General features: G+C 29.8%; 9 protein-coding genes and 1 riboswitch. Of the genes, 1 reads left to right on the top strand and 8 read right to left on the bottom strand.

The features are described 5' to 3' along the window. Positions 1–21: 21 nt before the first annotated feature. Positions 22–912 carry a DUF4349 domain-containing protein gene (locus tag ABWP20_RS06935; RefSeq protein WP_353095060.1) on the top strand — a complete coding sequence of 297 codons (891 nt, stop codon included), beginning with the start codon at positions 22–24 and terminating at the stop codon, positions 910–912. A gap of 2 nt (positions 913–914) precedes the next feature. On the opposite strand, the gene eutH is transcribed toward ABWP20_RS06935, so the two are convergent. From eutH to ABWP20_RS06975, 8 genes are all read right to left on the bottom strand, one after another. Then, positions 915–1,985 carry an ethanolamine utilization protein EutH gene (gene eutH, locus ABWP20_RS06940; protein ID WP_353095061.1) on the bottom strand — a complete coding sequence of 357 codons (1,071 nt, stop codon included), beginning with the start codon at positions 1,983–1,985 and terminating at the stop codon, positions 915–917. Between the two features lie 130 nt (positions 1,986–2,115). After that, positions 2,116–2,910, bottom strand: a complete 795-nt coding sequence (locus ABWP20_RS06945) for a transglutaminase-like domain-containing protein (protein WP_353095062.1) — start codon at positions 2,908–2,910, stop codon at positions 2,116–2,118. Between the two features lie 13 nt (positions 2,911–2,923). Then, positions 2,924–3,008: riboswitch (cyclic di-GMP riboswitch) on the bottom strand. Positions 3,009–3,225: 217 nt separating this feature from the next. Beyond that, complete coding sequence (locus ABWP20_RS06950) at positions 3,226–7,995, bottom strand: collagen binding domain-containing protein (RefSeq protein WP_353095063.1); 4,770 nt, start codon at positions 7,993–7,995, stop codon at positions 3,226–3,228. Positions 7,996–8,180: 185 nt separating this feature from the next. Further along, positions 8,181–10,739 carry a GH39 family glycosyl hydrolase gene (locus tag ABWP20_RS06955; RefSeq protein ID WP_353095064.1) on the bottom strand — a complete coding sequence of 853 codons (2,559 nt, stop codon included), beginning with the start codon at positions 10,737–10,739 and terminating at the stop codon, positions 8,181–8,183. A 55-nt stretch (positions 10,740–10,794) separates the two neighbouring features. After that, a complete protein-coding gene (locus ABWP20_RS06960) occupies positions 10,795–11,688 on the bottom strand; it encodes a GGDEF domain-containing protein (RefSeq protein WP_353095065.1) in 894 nt (297 codons plus the stop codon). Between the two features lie 70 nt (positions 11,689–11,758). Further along, complete coding sequence (locus tag ABWP20_RS06965; protein WP_353095066.1) at positions 11,759–13,522, bottom strand: methyl-accepting chemotaxis protein; 1,764 nt, start codon at positions 13,520–13,522, stop codon at positions 11,759–11,761. A gap of 183 nt (positions 13,523–13,705) precedes the next feature. Next, positions 13,706–14,815, bottom strand: coding sequence for a response regulator (locus ABWP20_RS06970; protein ID WP_353095067.1), 1,110 nt, complete (start codon positions 14,813–14,815; stop codon positions 13,706–13,708). Then, the gene (locus tag ABWP20_RS06975) at positions 14,796–17,909 is read right to left on the bottom strand and encodes an ATP-binding protein (RefSeq protein WP_353095068.1); all 3,114 of its coding nucleotides are present in this window, start codon (positions 17,907–17,909) and stop codon (positions 14,796–14,798) included. The genes ABWP20_RS06970 and ABWP20_RS06975 overlap by 20 nt, the downstream gene beginning before the upstream one ends. Between the last annotated feature and the right edge of the window lie 484 nt (positions 17,910–18,393).

Consider the following 18,393-nt stretch of genomic DNA (forward strand, 5'->3'; position numbering starts at 1 on the left):
TACTAAAAGGAGATGAGTATAATGAGGAATAGAAAATTGCTTTTTATAATGGTTTTAATCTTATCTTTTACATTAATATTTTCAGGATGTGGAAAAAAATCCGAATCATATAATATGGTTTCTCAGGACACAGCACCTTCTTCCACATCAGCCGAAATGAAAAATAGTTCATCTAGCCCATTAGAAACTACTGAAAAATATGGTGGAACTGAGCCTGAGAAAATAATCACCACAGTATCAATTTCCATGCAAACAAAAGAATTTATAGAAACTACTGATAAACTGACTAATCTTATAAAAATGAATAAGGCTTATATTGAAAATTCAGATATCTATCATAACAATTATTATAATACTACTAGCCCAAAGTATTCTGAGTATTTAATAAGAATTCCAAAAGAAAACTTAGATGAATTTATCATTGATTTAAAAGATATTGGAAATATTATTTCTGAAAACACTTCTAAATCAGATATTACTAAACAATATACAGATACAAAGTCTAGATTACGGGTATTAGAAGTTAAAGAAGGAAGAATACTGGACTTAATGAAGAAAGCAGAAAAGATGGAAGATATAATAGCCCTTGAAGATCAACTTAGTAATATTATCTATGAAAAAGAAAATCTGACTGCAAATCTAATGGATATGGATGATAAAGTTAATTATAGTACTGTTCATTTCCAACTTGAAGAAGTGGCAAAACTTACTTCTGGGAAAAATATAAAAACTCCTTTCTGGACTAAGGCAGGAAACGCATTTAAAGATTCCATGTACTTTTTCACATATAATATTGAACAACTAATTATAGCCTTTATATATTTCCTACCTTATGGAATCATCATAGCCATTATTGCATATATAGTGTGGAGATTTATGAAGAATAGAAGAAAGACATTTAAAGGAGAGTAAATTTATACTCTCTTTGTACTTTCCACTTTTATTAATAATATAGCTACAAATATGGCACTAACCCCTGCTACTAATTTACTAGCAATAAAAGGATTAACTGCATCCTTTGAAACCGATGATATATACCCTAACTGTCCGCCAAAAGTAAAGGCGCCTGATACAACAAATGCTGCATTTATTATCTTACCCTTTTCATTCATCTTATTATAAATCCCTAACATAGGAATACAGTTAGCCAAAGAACTAAAAATACCCAATATAGAATATTGATCTAGGTTGAACTTTTCACCTATTTTAGACAGGTATCTATGTAGTATCTTTGATAATAAATGAAACATTGGATATGCTCCAGATAGTATAATACCTATTTTTATTACTATCATAGCACCTTCTTCTATAGGTAATATACCTGTAAGTAAGCTATATCCAAACATAAAACTAATTATATTTATAATCAAACCAATTGTACTAATTATTATGATTATCCTACCTATTATATTGAATACTTTAATAATATTACTAGGAAATTTTAGCAATCCCCAAATAATTAAAATTGAAAATATTATAACCAGTATTAGATTAAGAATAATATCTACAAATCCTATCCCCATCATAACTCCACCTACAATCATTCCTAGTGGTATAGTAGTAATACCTGCTAAAATCCCTTTGGCAAAGAACTTAAAATCTTCCTTTGATATAAATCCTACTGCTACTGGAATAGTAAATGAAATAGTAGCACCTAAAATAGAAGCTAATATAAGTCCATTAAATTTCCCTATCATCTCTGATTTTGCTATTTGGATACTAGTTGTATATCCTCCTAAATCCACAGCCAATATACTACTAAGAAATACAGATGGGTCTACATTGATTAGTTTAGATAATGGTTCTAAGATAAATATGAGATTCCTTGCTATAATTGGTGACAGACTATATATACCAATTATAGTTAAGGTCAACTCTCCAATTGCCTTAAATCCATCATCAAATTTTTCTCCTAATCCAAATCTATTATTTAATATCTTATCTATTCCACCTATAATTGAAAAGATAATCATTATATAGATCATTTCACACCTCAATTCTAATACTTTATACTATCCATTATTTTACTAAATCATAACCTCATTGTCCAATAGATTTGATTTCTCAGATATATGTACTTCACTAATAGAAATAGCAAGGTACTCCCTTGCTATTTTAATATTGCTTTTCAATTTTATAATCTTTTGCATCTTTTATCATTGTAATGTTTGGATTTCCTCTTTTTAATCCAGCATCATAAGTGGTATCTATGATAATCCACTCATTAGTATCTTGTAGATATACTTGATTCCATGCGTGATATTCTTTAATATCGCTTTTATACCCCATGATTAGCTTAGTAGGCACATTTACTGACCTAAGCATAGAAGCTGTTAAAGATGCATAATCATAACATATGCCTTTTTGTGCTTTTAATGTATCTTCTATATTTGGTATATAGTTTGAACTTGTCCTACTTGCCTTATTATTATCATATCTTATATTAGTCATAATATATTTATAGATAGCTGTCACTTTTTCTTTGTCACTTTTAGCATTTTTAGTTAATTCTTTTGCTTTTTTTATGGCATCCATCTCATTATTCCAGTTAATCATCTGAATAGATTGCAAATACACTTCATTTGGATTTGATAATTTTAATGTAACAGCTTCTTTGGCAACTTGTTTAAACTTTTTACCTTCTACATTTTCAAGTATAGAAATAGTATAGTCTCCATCTCCAGATTGTAGAGGTATAATATTGTTTCCATTTAATATATAATCATAATTTATATTGCCTTTACTAACTCTAACTGCTACACTTTTATTGCTATTATAACTAATATTTATTATTCCACTGTCTACCTTAGACTTATCAATATAACCACCTGTAGCTTGTCCATTAATTGATGATGTAAATACTATTAAAACAATCGTCAACAAGGAAATAGCCCTAAGTTTTTTTGACATAAAAAACTCTCCTTTCGGTAACTGGCTGCCATCTTATTTCTAAGGAAGGCCCTTTAGCTTTGCGTCTCTAGTTTTCACTAGATTTGCCTTTATCGGTGGAAAGCACCAATAAAATATATTTATTTTCTTCATTATACCATAATTTTCCAAACTTTTATAGTCGTAATCCTAGTTATAAATCTTCTTATTATATAACTTTATACCTATTATATACCGTATTTTCCCAATTATAAACTATTCTGTATATAAAAATTCAACAGCCAAAGTCCAATAAAATATGGAACTTTGGCTGTTCAAAATTCTCTGCCTTTTCAACTAAGCTATTCTTTTTCTTATAATTATCCCTACTACTATGAAGAATAATCCTGCAAAATAGAATAATATTGAATTTAATTGTCCTGTTCTTGGCAATGTCTCAGTTTTAGTTTTAGCTTCCGTTTCTATCTCTGGTTTTACTTCTGATTTTATACCACCTAAAGGAGCCTCTATATCTATTTCTATTAATTCTTCTTCATCTTTTGGTGGTTCAAATTCAGCAGGTTCTTCTGGTTCTACTATATTTTCTATTTCTACTGGTCCGTCTGGTTTCGTTGGCTTTTCTGGCTCAATTGGTTTCTCAGGTTCTGGCTTTGATTTTGGGTCTCTATCCCTATCCCTATCCTTTGGTTCTCTGTCTTTATCTTTCGGATCCGGTTTTGGATCTGGTTTTGGATCCGGCTTTGGATCTGGCCCCGGTCCTGGATCCGTTGATTTTTGTTTGTTTTCTACTGTAAGCAATATTTCTTGATTTTCAGCATCTAGTTTAACTTTATATTCCTTGGAATTCAACTCATAATCCTTTGGTGCTTTTATCTCTACTACTTTGTATTCACCTAGTGGTAAATCATTTATTGTTGCAATCCCATTGGAATCTGTAACCAATATACCTACTACTTCACCTTTAGAATTTATAACTTCAAACTCTGCTCCAGATAATACCTTTGTTGAATCATTTTTGTCTATTTTTTTAAGGTTGATGCGACCCTTAATTGGCTCTGGATCTATTGGTCTTTTTATGTTCTCTATTTCTAACTCTATTTCTAGTCTTAATTCACCAGAATCATATTTACCAATAATCAATTCCATAGGATTAGAATTCAATCTATATCCTAATGGAGCTTTAGTTTCTATTAATGTATATTTACCTTGAGTCAAATTCTCTTCTTTAGCTTCTCCATCTTCATCTGTAACCAAATCATAAACCTCTTTAGTTATATCATTAGTTAACCTAAACTCTGCACCTTTTAAAATCTTAGCATTATCTTGACTATCTACCTTTTTAATGGTTAATGAACCCAGTTTATAGTTTTCTACTGTTATTTCTATAGCTTTTTCGTCTTTATTCAAATCTATGTTTATTGTTTCACTGGATCCTTTATATCCATTAGGAGACTTTATTTCTTTAAGCTGATATTTTCTAAATGGTAAATTATCATATCTTAATTCTCCATTTTCAGTAATCTTGCTTTCACCACTTACTACTTGTTTTTCTCCATTTAGATAATAGTATAGCTCAAATTCAGCATCAATAGATGCCTTAGTATCTCCATCAATTTTTATTATTTTTATACTTCCCCTATTTTCTTTACCTTCTCCTGTTCCCCAAGATGATTGTTTTACTTCAAATCTCTTTTCTCCTGAATTTTGTGAATCCAACTTCTCACCACTAAATAAAGCATTATTTGTAATCTTACCTCCTATAGCTGTTACTACAGTATCGTAGGTAATTATATAAACAGTATTAATATCCCCTAATCTCGACTCTAATTCTACTGCTCCCGATTCAAGAGTCTTTTTTGTCAAGTTTCCTTCTTCCAACTCTACTAAATTATTCTCTCCTATAGAACCCCTATATACTTTCAAACTACCATTCACATATACATGACCAACACTTATAATATCCTTAAACACTGCATTTCTTATATCAGATAAACTTTCATTTAATATAACCTTCCAGTTTATCTCATCGTCAGTATAAGCCGTGTTCTTCTCAACATTTACCCCTTCTTTTACTATAAATTTATTGTGGTCTTTATATCTTAACTCTTTTTTATATTCCTTATCTGTATTTTTACCTTTTACTTCTGCTGTATTAACATATTTCTCTTCAGATATGCCTTCTATCTTTGTGATATATTCTATTAGATAGGGTTTATCTATGCCACCTTTAAAAGTTAAGATAAAACCATCTTCTGCTTCTCTAACTTCATATTCATTAGGGTCTAGGGTAGTACCAATAGAAAAAGTTCCATCTTTATTTAGACTATATTCTTTAACAGCTAAAGTCCCTTCATCAAATACCTGACCTTGGCTAAGAATATCTGTTATAATAAAATCTTGTCTTTTTAAATCTTGTCCAAGAGCATTCACATAAATCTTCCATGTGATTTTTCTTCCTTCCCTATCTAAGTCCCCATCCTTCATTCCACCATTAAATATATTTTTTTCCATCCATATATCTGCATCATCCTCTTCTCTTAAAGATCTTTCGACATTATTTACATCTTCTACTTTACCAATAAATAAAGCTTTATTATTATACTTTGTAGTATGATTTAATGCTCCACCTGCTGCTAATACTTCATCTGGATCAAAGGATGTTTTATAGAAAATTTCATATTTTGCTCTATCAAGCTTATCATTAAACTTGAGAACAAATCCATTTTGCTTATTATCAGTCAAATTGTAATTGCTTGCTTCTACTAATACTCCATTTTTTACTACCTTTAAACTGTTGCTTACAAATACCATACTACCATTAGGTTCAAAATCATCTGTAATTTCAAGTTCGGTTATTCTTTCCTTAATGGCATCTACTGTGATTTTCCAACTCATGGTTTTTTCTAAATAATCTATTCCTCTATATTCTATTCCATCAACATCTTTCCACCATTCTACGGATTTGTCGTAAATATTCCTTACTTCATTTCCAGGTTTAATCTCTCCAGTTTTTATATTGTCTTCTATTCCTATCCCTGTTAGACCTTCACCTTCTAAAGATACACTATTTGTATATGAGTCTACTTTATCTGAATTTATAATATCTGTAATATATTCTATCTTATATTTTGAATCTATATCTCCAAACTTTATCTCAAATTCATTATCACTTTTCTTAATAAACTTGGGATAAGAATTCTCTCCTAAAGCTACAAGTTTATTCTCACTATCAAATATTTTTAAGCTCCCATCTCTTAATTTTAGTCCTTCTCCTATAGTATCTTTTATTACTGCATCCTTAATACTATGATTAGCCTTATTAACTTCTATAGTCCATGTAATATGTGGCTTATCATAATTTGTCGTTTCCTCACCACTCTTCTCCAAAAGTGAATCTCTCTTTACAACAACCTCTTTTTTAGCTTTATCTATTTCTTCATTATTTTCTTTTAATATAGCCTTATTTATAAATTTAGTTTCTCTTTGATACTCATTTCCATATTCTATTTTGGTATCAAATAAAATACGATATGCTTTTCCATTAAGATTGCCTAGATTAATCTTAGGAAATTGAAGTTTTCCTGTTTCATTAAATTCACCAGTTAATTCTTTCCCATATCCCCATCCATTTCCTTCTTTTTTCAGTTCAAATATCCTTATGGAGTCATTATCTACAATTAAATCTTTTGGTATAAAATCTTCAATAGATACATTTTCTAAAATCTGTTCAGCTTTATTTATATCTATGGTCCAAGTAATCTTATCAGGATTTAAGTTCTTATTGACCCCCCCATCTTTCTCTATAAGAGAGCCTCTAGAAACTTTATCTATCTTATATTCTATTTCCCCTTTCTTATCTTTTCCATCCATTAAAATAGCTTTATTTATATATCCATTTTTCATATAATCTACTATTTTAGTCCTATATTTAATCCTATAGGCAGAATTCCTTTCACCTAATTTCACAGTAAATCCATTATCAGTTATAATTGTAGTTATATCTTTAGCCTCACTGCCTTCAGTTAACTTTCCTTCATATCCAACTGATAAATCATAGATTTTTATAGTGTCTGATATTAATTCTAATCCTTCTGGAATAATATCTTCAACTACAGCATCTTTAAGTTCGTCTAAAGATGTATTTACATCTATTACCCAATCAATAGTAGTTGCATTTATCTCTGCATTAGGTTTACCAGACTTAGAAATTGAAGAAGTCTTACCTCCAGGTTTAATGGTTATTGTAAATTCTTTCTTTATAGGATCTTCAAATTTAATAGTCTGAGAAGTATCATCCTCAAATTCTTCTAAATTAAACTCGAGAAGAAATCCTACGATGCCTTTTCTATCAACTTTGCCTACCAGCTTCTCGTTAAAAATAAGTTCTAGTACATTATCTTCTCCTATGATGTAGTCACCAACTTCACCATATTCATCAGATATTAGCTTTCCATTCATTCTACCACTAATTCCACTGAATGCTTTTGGGATTGTAGCTTTAGCTATATCCCCTTTCTGAAGACTAACGGAATCATTTATTTCCCATGTATACTCTAAAGAAACCGTGGTGTCATCTGTAATATTAATTTGAATATCTTCTGAAATCTCTTTACCATCCACCTTTAATATTACAGTTTTAAAGATATTCCCTAAATCCTTTCCTCCTTCTTCATCTAAAACTTGAACTGGTACTTTAATCTCTTCAACAGCTGGTTCTTCCTCTATAACTTCTATCTCTTCTTCATCAACATGTTCTTCTTCTGAATTTTTTATCTCTTCATCATCTTGGTCAATTGTATTTTCATTGATTTCATCATCTATTGGTTTATCTATTTCATCCGTCACCTCAGAGTTCTCATCCCCTGGAGTTTCTAATTTCTCTGTGTCATCCTCCCATGGCTTACTTTCATCTTCTACTTCTACAATATCTTCTATATCTGGTAACTGGTCGTGATCTTCTTCTACTCCTAATTCTTCTTCAACCCCCTCCTTCACCTCATCAGCAAAAGAATAGCTAGACATCATAGGTCCAACTATTTGAAGTAGCATAGCTAAAATAACCATGATTATTATGCTATATCTAGTTTTCTTGTAAAATATCTTCAATATTCTTTCCTCCTTTCTTATATATTTGTTGCTAGTATATTATTATATGTCATACTAAGTTACATATATATGCTAATCTTGGTAAATTCTATACCTTTTCTTGCTAGTTTTTCAAAAATTAAACAGACTATGTTTCTAAATATAGTCTGTTTAATAAAAAGGTATTTAAATTTAAGTTTTTATACCTATATTTGCTTTTCAAATATTAGAAGTTCTACTCCATGGACTGGGATATATAAACTTTCTGAATACTCTCCCTCTATGTCTATATACTCCACCATTATTCTAGGCTTTGCTTTGCCTCTTAGATAGTTAATTTCTTCTTTAGTCATATTCTCTGGATTTCCCATCCTTACCCATTCATCAAATACTGAACCATCTTCTCTATTTAAATAATATTTTATAATTTTATAATTTCCTAAAAGTCCTGATATATTAACTTCTACTACCTTTTCAGTTTTAACTTCATATATTGAATATCTTTCAGTATTACTTATTGCTGATATATCTCCATTCATAAAAAATTCATCGAAATATGCAAAATTATAGGCTAAAATCTGAATATCATCATTATTCTTAGTAACTATATACTCTTCCCCTTGTTCTATAATAGACCTTCCTAGCTTTGATAATAAATAATATGCAAAATATGATGGTTTCTTTAATCCATCTTTATTTATTAAACCAAATCCCCCATGAAAATGAGAAATACCAGCTTTTGTTTCCTCCATGATATCTGTAAATGTCCAATAGCCTAGAGAGTCTACCATACCTATGTTGTCTAAAATATTTTTAATGATAAAAGTAGCAACAAAACATGTATCATTAATTGGATTTCGGCAGCATGATGAAGTATTCCATTCCGTTATATGGATTTCAGGTTTATAATATAAGGATTTTACCATACTATCACGAGCATATTTTATAGTTTCAAATGTATGATCCTTATCAAAATAAATCCTTTTTAGCCATTGATATTCTTCCATTAGCTTCGAAGGCTCTACCCCTTCTTTTACTTCTGCCATCATCTTTTCTACCTTTTCATCTGACAAGAAGGCTTCAGGATAAATATGAAAAGATATAAAATCCAAAGGTACTCTGTTATAATTGCAATATAGTAAAAAATCTTCAAACCATGTTTCTTCTTTTAAAATTTGATAAGTAATAGAAGGTCCTCCTACTTTTAATTTATTGGATATTGATTTAACCGCTAATACAGTTTCCTTATAGAACTTAAAATATTCCTCCTTCCCTCCAATCCAAAAGACATATTCCAAATCTGGCTCATTCCAAATTTCAAAATACCAAGTTTCTACTTCCTCTAGACCATATCTATTTATACAATGTTTTATAAATTCTTTAACCAAATCCGTCCATAAACTAATATCCTTTGGTCCAGAAATATTTGCTCTCCACCAAAACATGGTTTCATCGGATTTTTTTATTTCTGACGGCATAAATCCTAATTCTATAAAAGGTTTAATATTGACTTCATGAAAAAAATCAAATAGTTCATCTACATAGGACCAATTATATATGATATCTCCATCATCACCAATATTACATATCATCATTTCATCTGAAAAAATGCCATGAAATCTAATATATTCAAATCCAATTTCAGATTGAACCTCCTTTAATTGACTTTGCCATTCCCTCCTTAACCCTTCTACCGCTCTTCCAAATGTAGTCAATCTTTTCCAATAGAAATTATGTCTAATTCCACTACAAGCTCCATCTATATTGATTACCTCTTCTACATTATGGAATACCTGCTTTTCTTCCGTTAAATCCCATTTTAAATATTTATATAATTTTGAAAATGCTGCGCTTCTATCTACATCCAAATATGTTCTACTCCTTATTTTCTCCTTATCTCCATTTAAATCATATATACTATTAGGACTTACTGTATATTCTTTCCTATACTGTGTTGGAGAACAGTCGTATACCTTTTTAATAAGATTATTTAAGGATTTAGTACTAGGGAATCCGCTTTCAAAGGCTATTTCAGTTATTGTCCTATTTGTTGTAGTTAACAAATCTACAGCTATGTCTAATCTTTTGAGATTCATATATTCTTGAAAAGATATTCCCATCATATCTTTTATATAATGAGATAAATAATAGATACTAAGGTTTTCATTATCTGCTATGTCTTGAAGTGTTACTCCTCTTTCAAAATTTTCATCTATATAGTTTATAATATTATTTAATCTTAAAATATCTTTATTAGCCATTTCAGCTCTATCGTCTTCTAATATAAAACTTTCAAAATTATTAATTAGGTGGTTAGCAAATAAAAATATTTCTGAACCTATTATAAATTGATGCCCACATCTCATCTTATTTAATTCCCATACTATTTTTGCTAAATGATGTCTGATAATATCAAATCTCTCTTGTTCCTCTTCAGCATACATAAAAGACTTACAATCAAATACCCTCTTGCTAAACTCCGAAAAATATCTATCAAAATATTCTGTTTCAATCTGTAATGCCAATACTATATTATCGTCTTTAGTCCTACTTGTATTGTGGACTTCATTACGATTAATTAAAATAAAATCATTTTCCCTTAATGTATATTGGTTATCTCCTATTCTAATATTAATTGAGCCTTGTAAGACTAATAGTATTTCCATTTCTCTATGCCAATGCATCTTTAGTTCGTTTACAGAGTGTATAAATAATTTTATAGGGATACCTACCTTACATCTTACTAACTCATAAAGATATTCCAATTCCCCAGCCCCCATCATATTCTTTCTTTTAAGATCCTAATATGATATCAAAACTTTATGATGATATTACCATGTCCCTACCACTTTCTTTAGCTATATTTAGGTTCTTATCAACTATATGGAGTGCTTCTTCAAAGCATTTAGTGCCTGGTTCTATTGCATACATGCCAAAACTAATTGTTAATTTTATTATATAGTTATCAAACCTAATAACCTTATTCCTTAAGGCCATTTGAATCTCTTTTACAACTTTATTGGCTACTTCTATACCTGAGTTTTTTAGAACTATAAGAAACTCATCGCCCCCAAATCTTGCAACCCAATCATAATCTCTCCTAATTTTACATTTTATTATATTGGTTAACTCTTTTAGAACTAAATCCCCAGCAAGATGTCCATACATATCGTTTATTTCTTTAAAATAATCAATATCTAGCATAATAACAGAGGTTTTTTCATTATTTCTTGCTGCTGAAAGAATATCAGAGGGCAATTTCTCATTTATATATCGTCTATTATATGCTTCTGTTAAATCATCTCTTATAACCTTCTGATTAAGCATAGATATAATATCTGTTGTTTCTCTAATACTTAATCCATTTAATCCAGTTACAATTCCTGTTTCTGTAAGATCCTTCAATACTTCTGATACATATATAGTATCTCCAAATATAATTGGAGATACTATGACCATGTATACACCATCCCCCTTATACTCAATTTTTGTAAAACTCTTTCTTTCTCTAATAGCTCGAAATGATATACAGTTATCACATGGCTTTCCTTTTCCCCAAAGTCCATAACAGTCATCACCATGGATTATAGTATCTCCACTACCATTCTGATAAACAATTTTCTTCGATATGGGATTTACAATCCGAACAATATCAAATAGTCTCTCAAGTCCGTCTAAATAGCTTTTCAAATCGTATACTCTGAAAACATCCATATTAACAACTCCTCTTACTTTATAAAGCAAAATCATTCTCTAAAGAGATATTTTATTAAAATAGACATACTTACTTAGTACTATACAGCATCTCTAATTTGCTCATTAAACTTTCAGCCACATTTCCTAGGTGTTTACTTAAATCTTCTAATCTCAATGTACTATTTTTCTGTTCTTCTACTTTTACACTTACTTCTTCTGTATTTGCGTTATTTTCTTCTGCGATTGCACTTAAATTCTCTATCACTTCTGTTATTTCTTCTTTTCTCGCATCAAGAATCATTCGACTTTCATTAAGTTCATTTATCATATTTTTTATTTCTTCTATTTTTTCTCTTATCCTTTGGAACTTTTCCCCTGTTTTTTCTACACTTTCAGTTTGATACTCTGTTTCTTTCCTTACTCCGTTCATTAGCTTTACTGCCTTCTCAGAATCTAATAATAATTCTTTTATAACTTCTTCAATCTCTAAAGCAAATACATTGGATTCTTCTGATAATTTTCTTATTTCATCTGCAACTACTGCAAATCCTTTACCATATTCACCTACTCTAGCTGCTTCTATACTTGCATTAAGAGCTAAAAGATTGGTTTGATTAGCTATTCCTTTTATCTTCGCACTTGCCTCTTCTATTTTATTGGCATTAGAATTAGACTGGTCTATGACCTGCTTTACTTCTACGGCCGCATCATTACTTCTCTTTGTATATTCTTCTAAAGTCTCTATTATTTCATTTCCTTCTTCTTTTAATTTGTCTATATCTTCGATTCTTAAATTTAATATCCCTAGTTTCTCTTCTTCCTCATCAATTATTTGTTTTAATGAACCTAATTTCTCTAGTCCTCTCATAGTCTCATATGCTTGATTTTCACTTCCACTAGCAATCTCATCTACTGCAATTACAATCTCTTTACTTCCAAGACTATAGCTTCTAGTTAAATCCTGAAGATTTTCTCCTTCTAGTAATAGTTCTTCACTATTTTCACTTAAAGTTTTTATTATGTCCAACATATTTTTAGAGGAATCTATTAGTACCTCATTAGTTTCAGAAATCTCATCACTCATATTAACCTTAAGTTCTTCTAGATTTTCAAAATCACCTTGTCCAAACCTTCGCGCATTGTCTCGAATGATTTTCATCTTATCCCCTACTAACCTTTTAATTAAGTAAATAAAAATCATTGAGGCAATTATAATACCAATAGATAAGAAAACAAGTATCTTCAATATTTCTCGCCTAGCTTCTTCTACAATTGAGTATTCGTCTAATATACTTGCTATATAGAGACTTTTCCATCTTTCGATTCTTCCATAATAATTTTTTCCATCTAATATAAACCGCTCTTCCCCTATGAAGGTTCTATCAGAACCCTCACCTTTAGGCGTATTTTCTAAGGAATAATTAAGTATATCTTCATATATAAGAGCATATTTATCTTTAATTTCAAAACCATATTTTTGCATATAATCTTTATCTGAATGTAATTTTATTTCTCCTTTTTCATTAAATGCTGCGAAAAATCCTTCCTTCCCAATGTTTATGCTTTCTATATAATTTTGAGGAGATAGTATATCATTTAATTCTTGACTTTCTTCATCAATAAGAGATTTTACATATTTACTTGCACGACTGGCAGAAGCCAGTGCATCAATTGCAACATTATTTACATTTTCTAGATTCCTCTCCTCTGTATTAACTGCTATATTGATATAGCCCTTCAATCCTATAAAAGCTAATATTGATACAAATAGCAAAAATATCATCAAAACAGATAATAATATTTTTATGTTTAAACTTAAGTATTTCAAGTTGTTATTAAACCTTTTCTGCATTTTTTCACAATCATCCTTTCTTATAACTATTTACCTATATGTTACAAATTTTTCTAGTAAAATTATTAAATCTGACAAAATATCCTTAAACTTAAGAAGAGCAATACTTATTACTCGATTATATCTATATGTTCTGAACAACATCTGAACAAATAAAGATTACGCTTTATAAAATACAACAATTTATATGAAATCCATATACTTTTTATATAACCTTAGAGTACTTTCCATTGGTTCTAATCCCATTTCAGTCCAAAGGTTTTCTACATAATCATTGAAAAAAGCTTCTAGACTGGCCCTCTTGCTCTGTTTGCCATAATAATGGATCATCATCTTAGCTACACCCTCATTAAAAGAATCCATTTTATAGATTTTATCCAAAGATGCCTTTAAAGTTAAAGAGAATATTTCATTTTCCAGCTTTTCTCTTGTGAACTTTTCTAATATATTAAAAACCATATCTCTATATATCTGCTGGACATCTAATGCCCAATGATACCCCTCTTCTAGAAAGTCTCCTTTATAAATTTCTAAAACTTCTCTTATATTCTCATCACTATATTCCTTCGACTCCAATATCCTATCTAATTCCTCTATATCGCTTATGACAGGGACATTCAATTGATAGCTGTCATTAAAATGGATAATTCCATTTGACCAGCCAATTTTCTTTAGATTCTTTCTTATTTGATAGATAGTAGTGTGAAGAAGAGTACTAGCCTTCTCCAAGTCTTTATCTGGAAAAATCGTATCCATAATCAGCATTTTAGGAACTGCTCTTTCTCTCTTCTTCCACAAATAAGCAAATAACTCCTTAGATTTTTGAGTACGCCAAATCAAAGGTTTATTCATACTATCTAATACCTCAAACCCTCCAAAACTATTTACTCTCAATTTTTTAGTATCCTTCTTTTCATCCTGTGTATGTTTTCCACTAATCTTTTCTTTTAACCTTTCAATAGTTTTGTGAAGACGTTTTTTTTGAATAGGTTTTAATAAATAATCAATGGCATTTATCTCAAAAGCATCTACTGCATATTGAGAATAAGCCGTAATAAAGACTATCTCAACATCATCAAGCTGTTCCATAAAAAGCTCAGCAATTTTTAGTCCATTTATCTCCCCCATCTCAATGTCTAAAAATATAACTTCTGGCCGTATTTTTTTAGATTTTTCTAATGCCTCTATAGCATTAGTATAACTACCCATAATATCTATATTTTCATAAGAAGAAAGCATGATTGTCAGCACATCTAATGCAATAGGTTCATCATCAACTAAAATAACTCTCATGATATTTTACCTCCGGAATAACAATCTTTACTTTTGTACCTTCATCTATTTTGCTTTCTAATGTTAACTCTGCTCCTTTTAATATCTTTATTTTCTTCAATACATTTGTAAAGCCGACTCTTTGGCTATTTCCTTTCAATAATTCTTGTTGCTTTTCAATAGGCATTCCCCTGCCATTATCCTCTATTACAATATTTATGAAATCTGTATCTTCTTTCTTTACAGAAATCTTAATTTTTCCACCACGATTTTTAGCTACTATCCCATGTCGTACAGAGTTTTCTACTATAGGTTGTAATGTTAGTGGTGGAATCATAGCACTTAACCCTTCTTCAATATCATATTCAATCTCTAGCCTTTCCCCATACCTCATTTGCTCAATTTCTAAATATGCAATTATTAATTCTAATTCTGATTCCAAAGTAATAAGACCCTTCTTTCTATGAAGGTCAAGCTTCCCCCTAAAATAAATAGACAAATTACTTAGGGCTTTCCTAGCCTTCTCATCATCTTTATAACTAAGACCAATAATAGTATTTAATGTATTGTACAAAAAATGAGGAGATATCTGTGAATAAAAGTATTGAAACTCCTTTTCCAACCCTTCTTCTACTGATTTTTTCATTAGTAACAAGGATTGAATTCTAGATTTTAATTCTTCTGCATCTACAGGCTTTCTCTGAAAGTCATTGGCGCCATAATCAAATGCATTCATTAAATCAATTGTTCTTCCTGATGCTGTTAAAATTAAAATAGGAAGTTCTGCCATAGAGTATTTCTGGCGGATTTCTTTACATACTACTTCTCCAGACATATCTGATAACATAAAATCTAAAATAATTAAATCTATCTTATTCTTTTCAACAATATTTAAAGCTTCCTTGCCGCTATATGCTAGAATAGCATTGAGCTCTAACTCTTCCATAAGATCCCATAAGATTTTTTGATTTAATGGTTCATCATCTACTATTAGAATCTTTGGTCTACCTATATAATTTTTATTTTCTCTTTCCATTTTAGGGGATAGTTCTACAGATGTAATAGGTTTAAGAATATTTTCTTTTGTAGAAACCATTTTCTTTTTATCCTCTTCCTTTCCAGTATATATTGGTAATGTAAATTTAAAAGTAGAACCTTTTCCATAAATTGATTCAACCCATATCCTACCACCTTGAGATTCCACTAAATATTTTACTATGGATAGCCCTAACCCTAGTCCCGGTTCCATTTGTCCTTCTTCATTTTTTTGATAGAAAATATCAAAAACTTCCTTAAAATATTTTTCTTCAATTCCAATTCCAGTATCTGAGATTCTAATTTCAACTTGTCCATCTATTACAGATGCAGAAACAGCTATTTCTCCATGTTTCGTATATTTAATTGCATTATGAACTAAGTTATAGATAATCTGTCTAAATTTATCAGAGTCTGCTTTTAATGTCGGAAATACTCTCGGAATTTGATTCTTTAATGAAAGAGTCTTATTTTCTGGAATTAAACATTTCATCTCATTTAACATATCTCCCACGATCTTATATGGCTCAATAGAGCCTAATCTTAACTTTATCTCTCCTTTCTTTATCTGAGAAGCATCTAATATATCCTCTACTAAACGAGTTAATCTTTGACCTTCTTGATATATAAACAGTAAATCTTCTTGCTGCCGGAAATTTAAACTTCCATTTTTCCCTTCTAATAAGTTCTTTGCTAAATTAAGCATCACATGTAAAGGTGTTTTCATTTCATGGGATGCTTTAGCTAGAAATTCATCTTTCAATCTATCATATCTTATAAGTTTTTCAGAAAGGGAATTTGCTTCTTGATAGTCTAACTGAAGTCTATGGCTCATTAATGAAGCCACACTAATCATCATTAACAAAATTAACATAATGGGAATATTGCCCAAATCTATTTCTAAAAATATTTTCAATGCAGTTATAAACCAGTATGAAAATATTGAAGTTGTAATTATTAAAATATATTCTAAGGAATATGCCTTGTTATATATTGCCTTTAATAAAATATAAAATATATAAATATAGCTTATTGTATAACCAATTATGATTAGAATCTGTTGAATTCCTATAGGGATTGATAATGGTTCTTCTGGATTATTAAATATAAAAAGCATCAATAAAAGCATAAAACCAGTTATTTTCTTTATAATCTTTTCATTGCTATATTCCTTAAAAAAATGATGTATAAATTGTAAAAAACAAGCAGTTGACATTATCATTGCTAGGGTCTGTATTCTAGTTCTAGTTATAAAATCATAGTTATATATTAAATCTAGAAGCTGCTCATTCATAGTTGATAGATATAATCCCATGAAGAAATTAGCTCCGCTAAAATATGCTAAAGAACGCTCTCTATTTCGTTGTAAAGCTATTATAAAAAAACGTATACCTATAATTAAGCAACCTGAAATCACCAGTGCATCTAATGCACGGCTCTTATTATTGTCTTTCATAATTGATTCAGATGAACCAAAGTAAATAGACTTAAGAATACCTCCTGCTCTATATTCATAGCTTGAAACTTGAATTATTAATTCAAGTTCTTTATTTAAACTATTTTCAATTCCTATTTTATACTTGCTTTCCGGTTTGAAACCCTCTTTCCTTATGGAAGTAATTCCTGTATGAGCAACTTCCTGCCCATTTAAGTAAATACGGCTTGCCGATCGTATGGTTCTTGTTTTAATACCATATATTCTATCTTCTGGGACCTTTATAATAAGCCGATATGTCCCAGATCCATCTATAGATCCATCTTCATTTAAATAGGACTCCCATGAACCAGGAACTCTTACATATTTTCTAATTTTCTCATATTCTTTAAATTTATTAGTTTTTATTTCCTTAGGTTCAAGTAATATTCCAGGATAGAATTCCCATTCTCCATCTAATTTAATATTTTCTTCTTCATCCAGTCTCCAATCATCTAAATTTAATACTCCTTTTTCCGATATATACTTAATATCTTCATTAAAAAAATTAATTATTAAAAGTCTGCTAATAACCGTAAATCCAATTATGATGGAAATAGCTATAGAGATAATATGTCGAATTTCTGGTTTTTTATGATTTATCATATCCTCATCCTTTTGACTATCATAGATATAAAATATTATCTTTATACCACTAGTCCAATTATTACCCCTAACTTCGTTATATTATCAAAAACTTATACACAAAAAAGTTGGGATAACCTATGACATTATTCCAACTTATAATGAGTTAATTAATATCTTTATCATAAATATTAATTATAATATACTACCTTATTAATATATATTCTTATATTGCGAAATACCATACTATTATTTGTCATATCAATCTCTTTAATATAAATGACAGATCTGATTCCTTTCTATTAATTCTGGTCCTATTTCATGACATCTAGTAACAAACTTACAGCCTGATGGTAGACTAAGAGGACTAGGTGCATATATCCATTACATAGGGACAACGCTTTGCAAAAAGCAGCCTTCAATTGTCTTAGATAAATCTGAAAATCTCCTTTTATCGGTACAAGTCTTCGTCTCTCTTTAGTGTCCTTCTTCGGTAAAGATTAAA

It is taken from the genome of Tissierella praeacuta (assembly GCF_040396155.1).
Classification (GTDB): Bacteria; Bacillota; Clostridia; order Tissierellales; family Tissierellaceae; genus Tissierella; species Tissierella praeacuta_A.

Bases quoted from the DNA above. Each gene is read 5' to 3' on its own strand.
- ABWP20_RS06935 (WP_353095060.1), top strand. From the start codon at position 22: ATGAGGAATAGAAAATTGCTTTTTATAATGGTTTTAATCTTATCTTTT.
- eutH (WP_353095061.1), bottom strand. From the start codon at position 1,985: ATGATCTATATAATGATTATCTTTTCAATTATAGGTGGAATAGATAAG.
- ABWP20_RS06945 (WP_353095062.1), bottom strand. From the start codon at position 2,910: ATGTCAAAAAAACTTAGGGCTATTTCCTTGTTGACGATTGTTTTAATA.
- ABWP20_RS06960 (WP_353095065.1), bottom strand. From the start codon at position 11,688: ATGGATGTTTTCAGAGTATACGATTTGAAAAGCTATTTAGACGGACTT.
- ABWP20_RS06965 (WP_353095066.1), bottom strand. From the start codon at position 13,522: ATGCAGAAAAGGTTTAATAACAACTTGAAATACTTAAGTTTAAACATA.
- ABWP20_RS06970 (WP_353095067.1), bottom strand. From the start codon at position 14,815: ATGAGAGTTATTTTAGTTGATGATGAACCTATTGCATTAGATGTGCTG.
- ABWP20_RS06975 (WP_353095068.1), bottom strand. From the start codon at position 17,909: ATGATAAATCATAAAAAACCAGAAATTCGACATATTATCTCTATAGCT.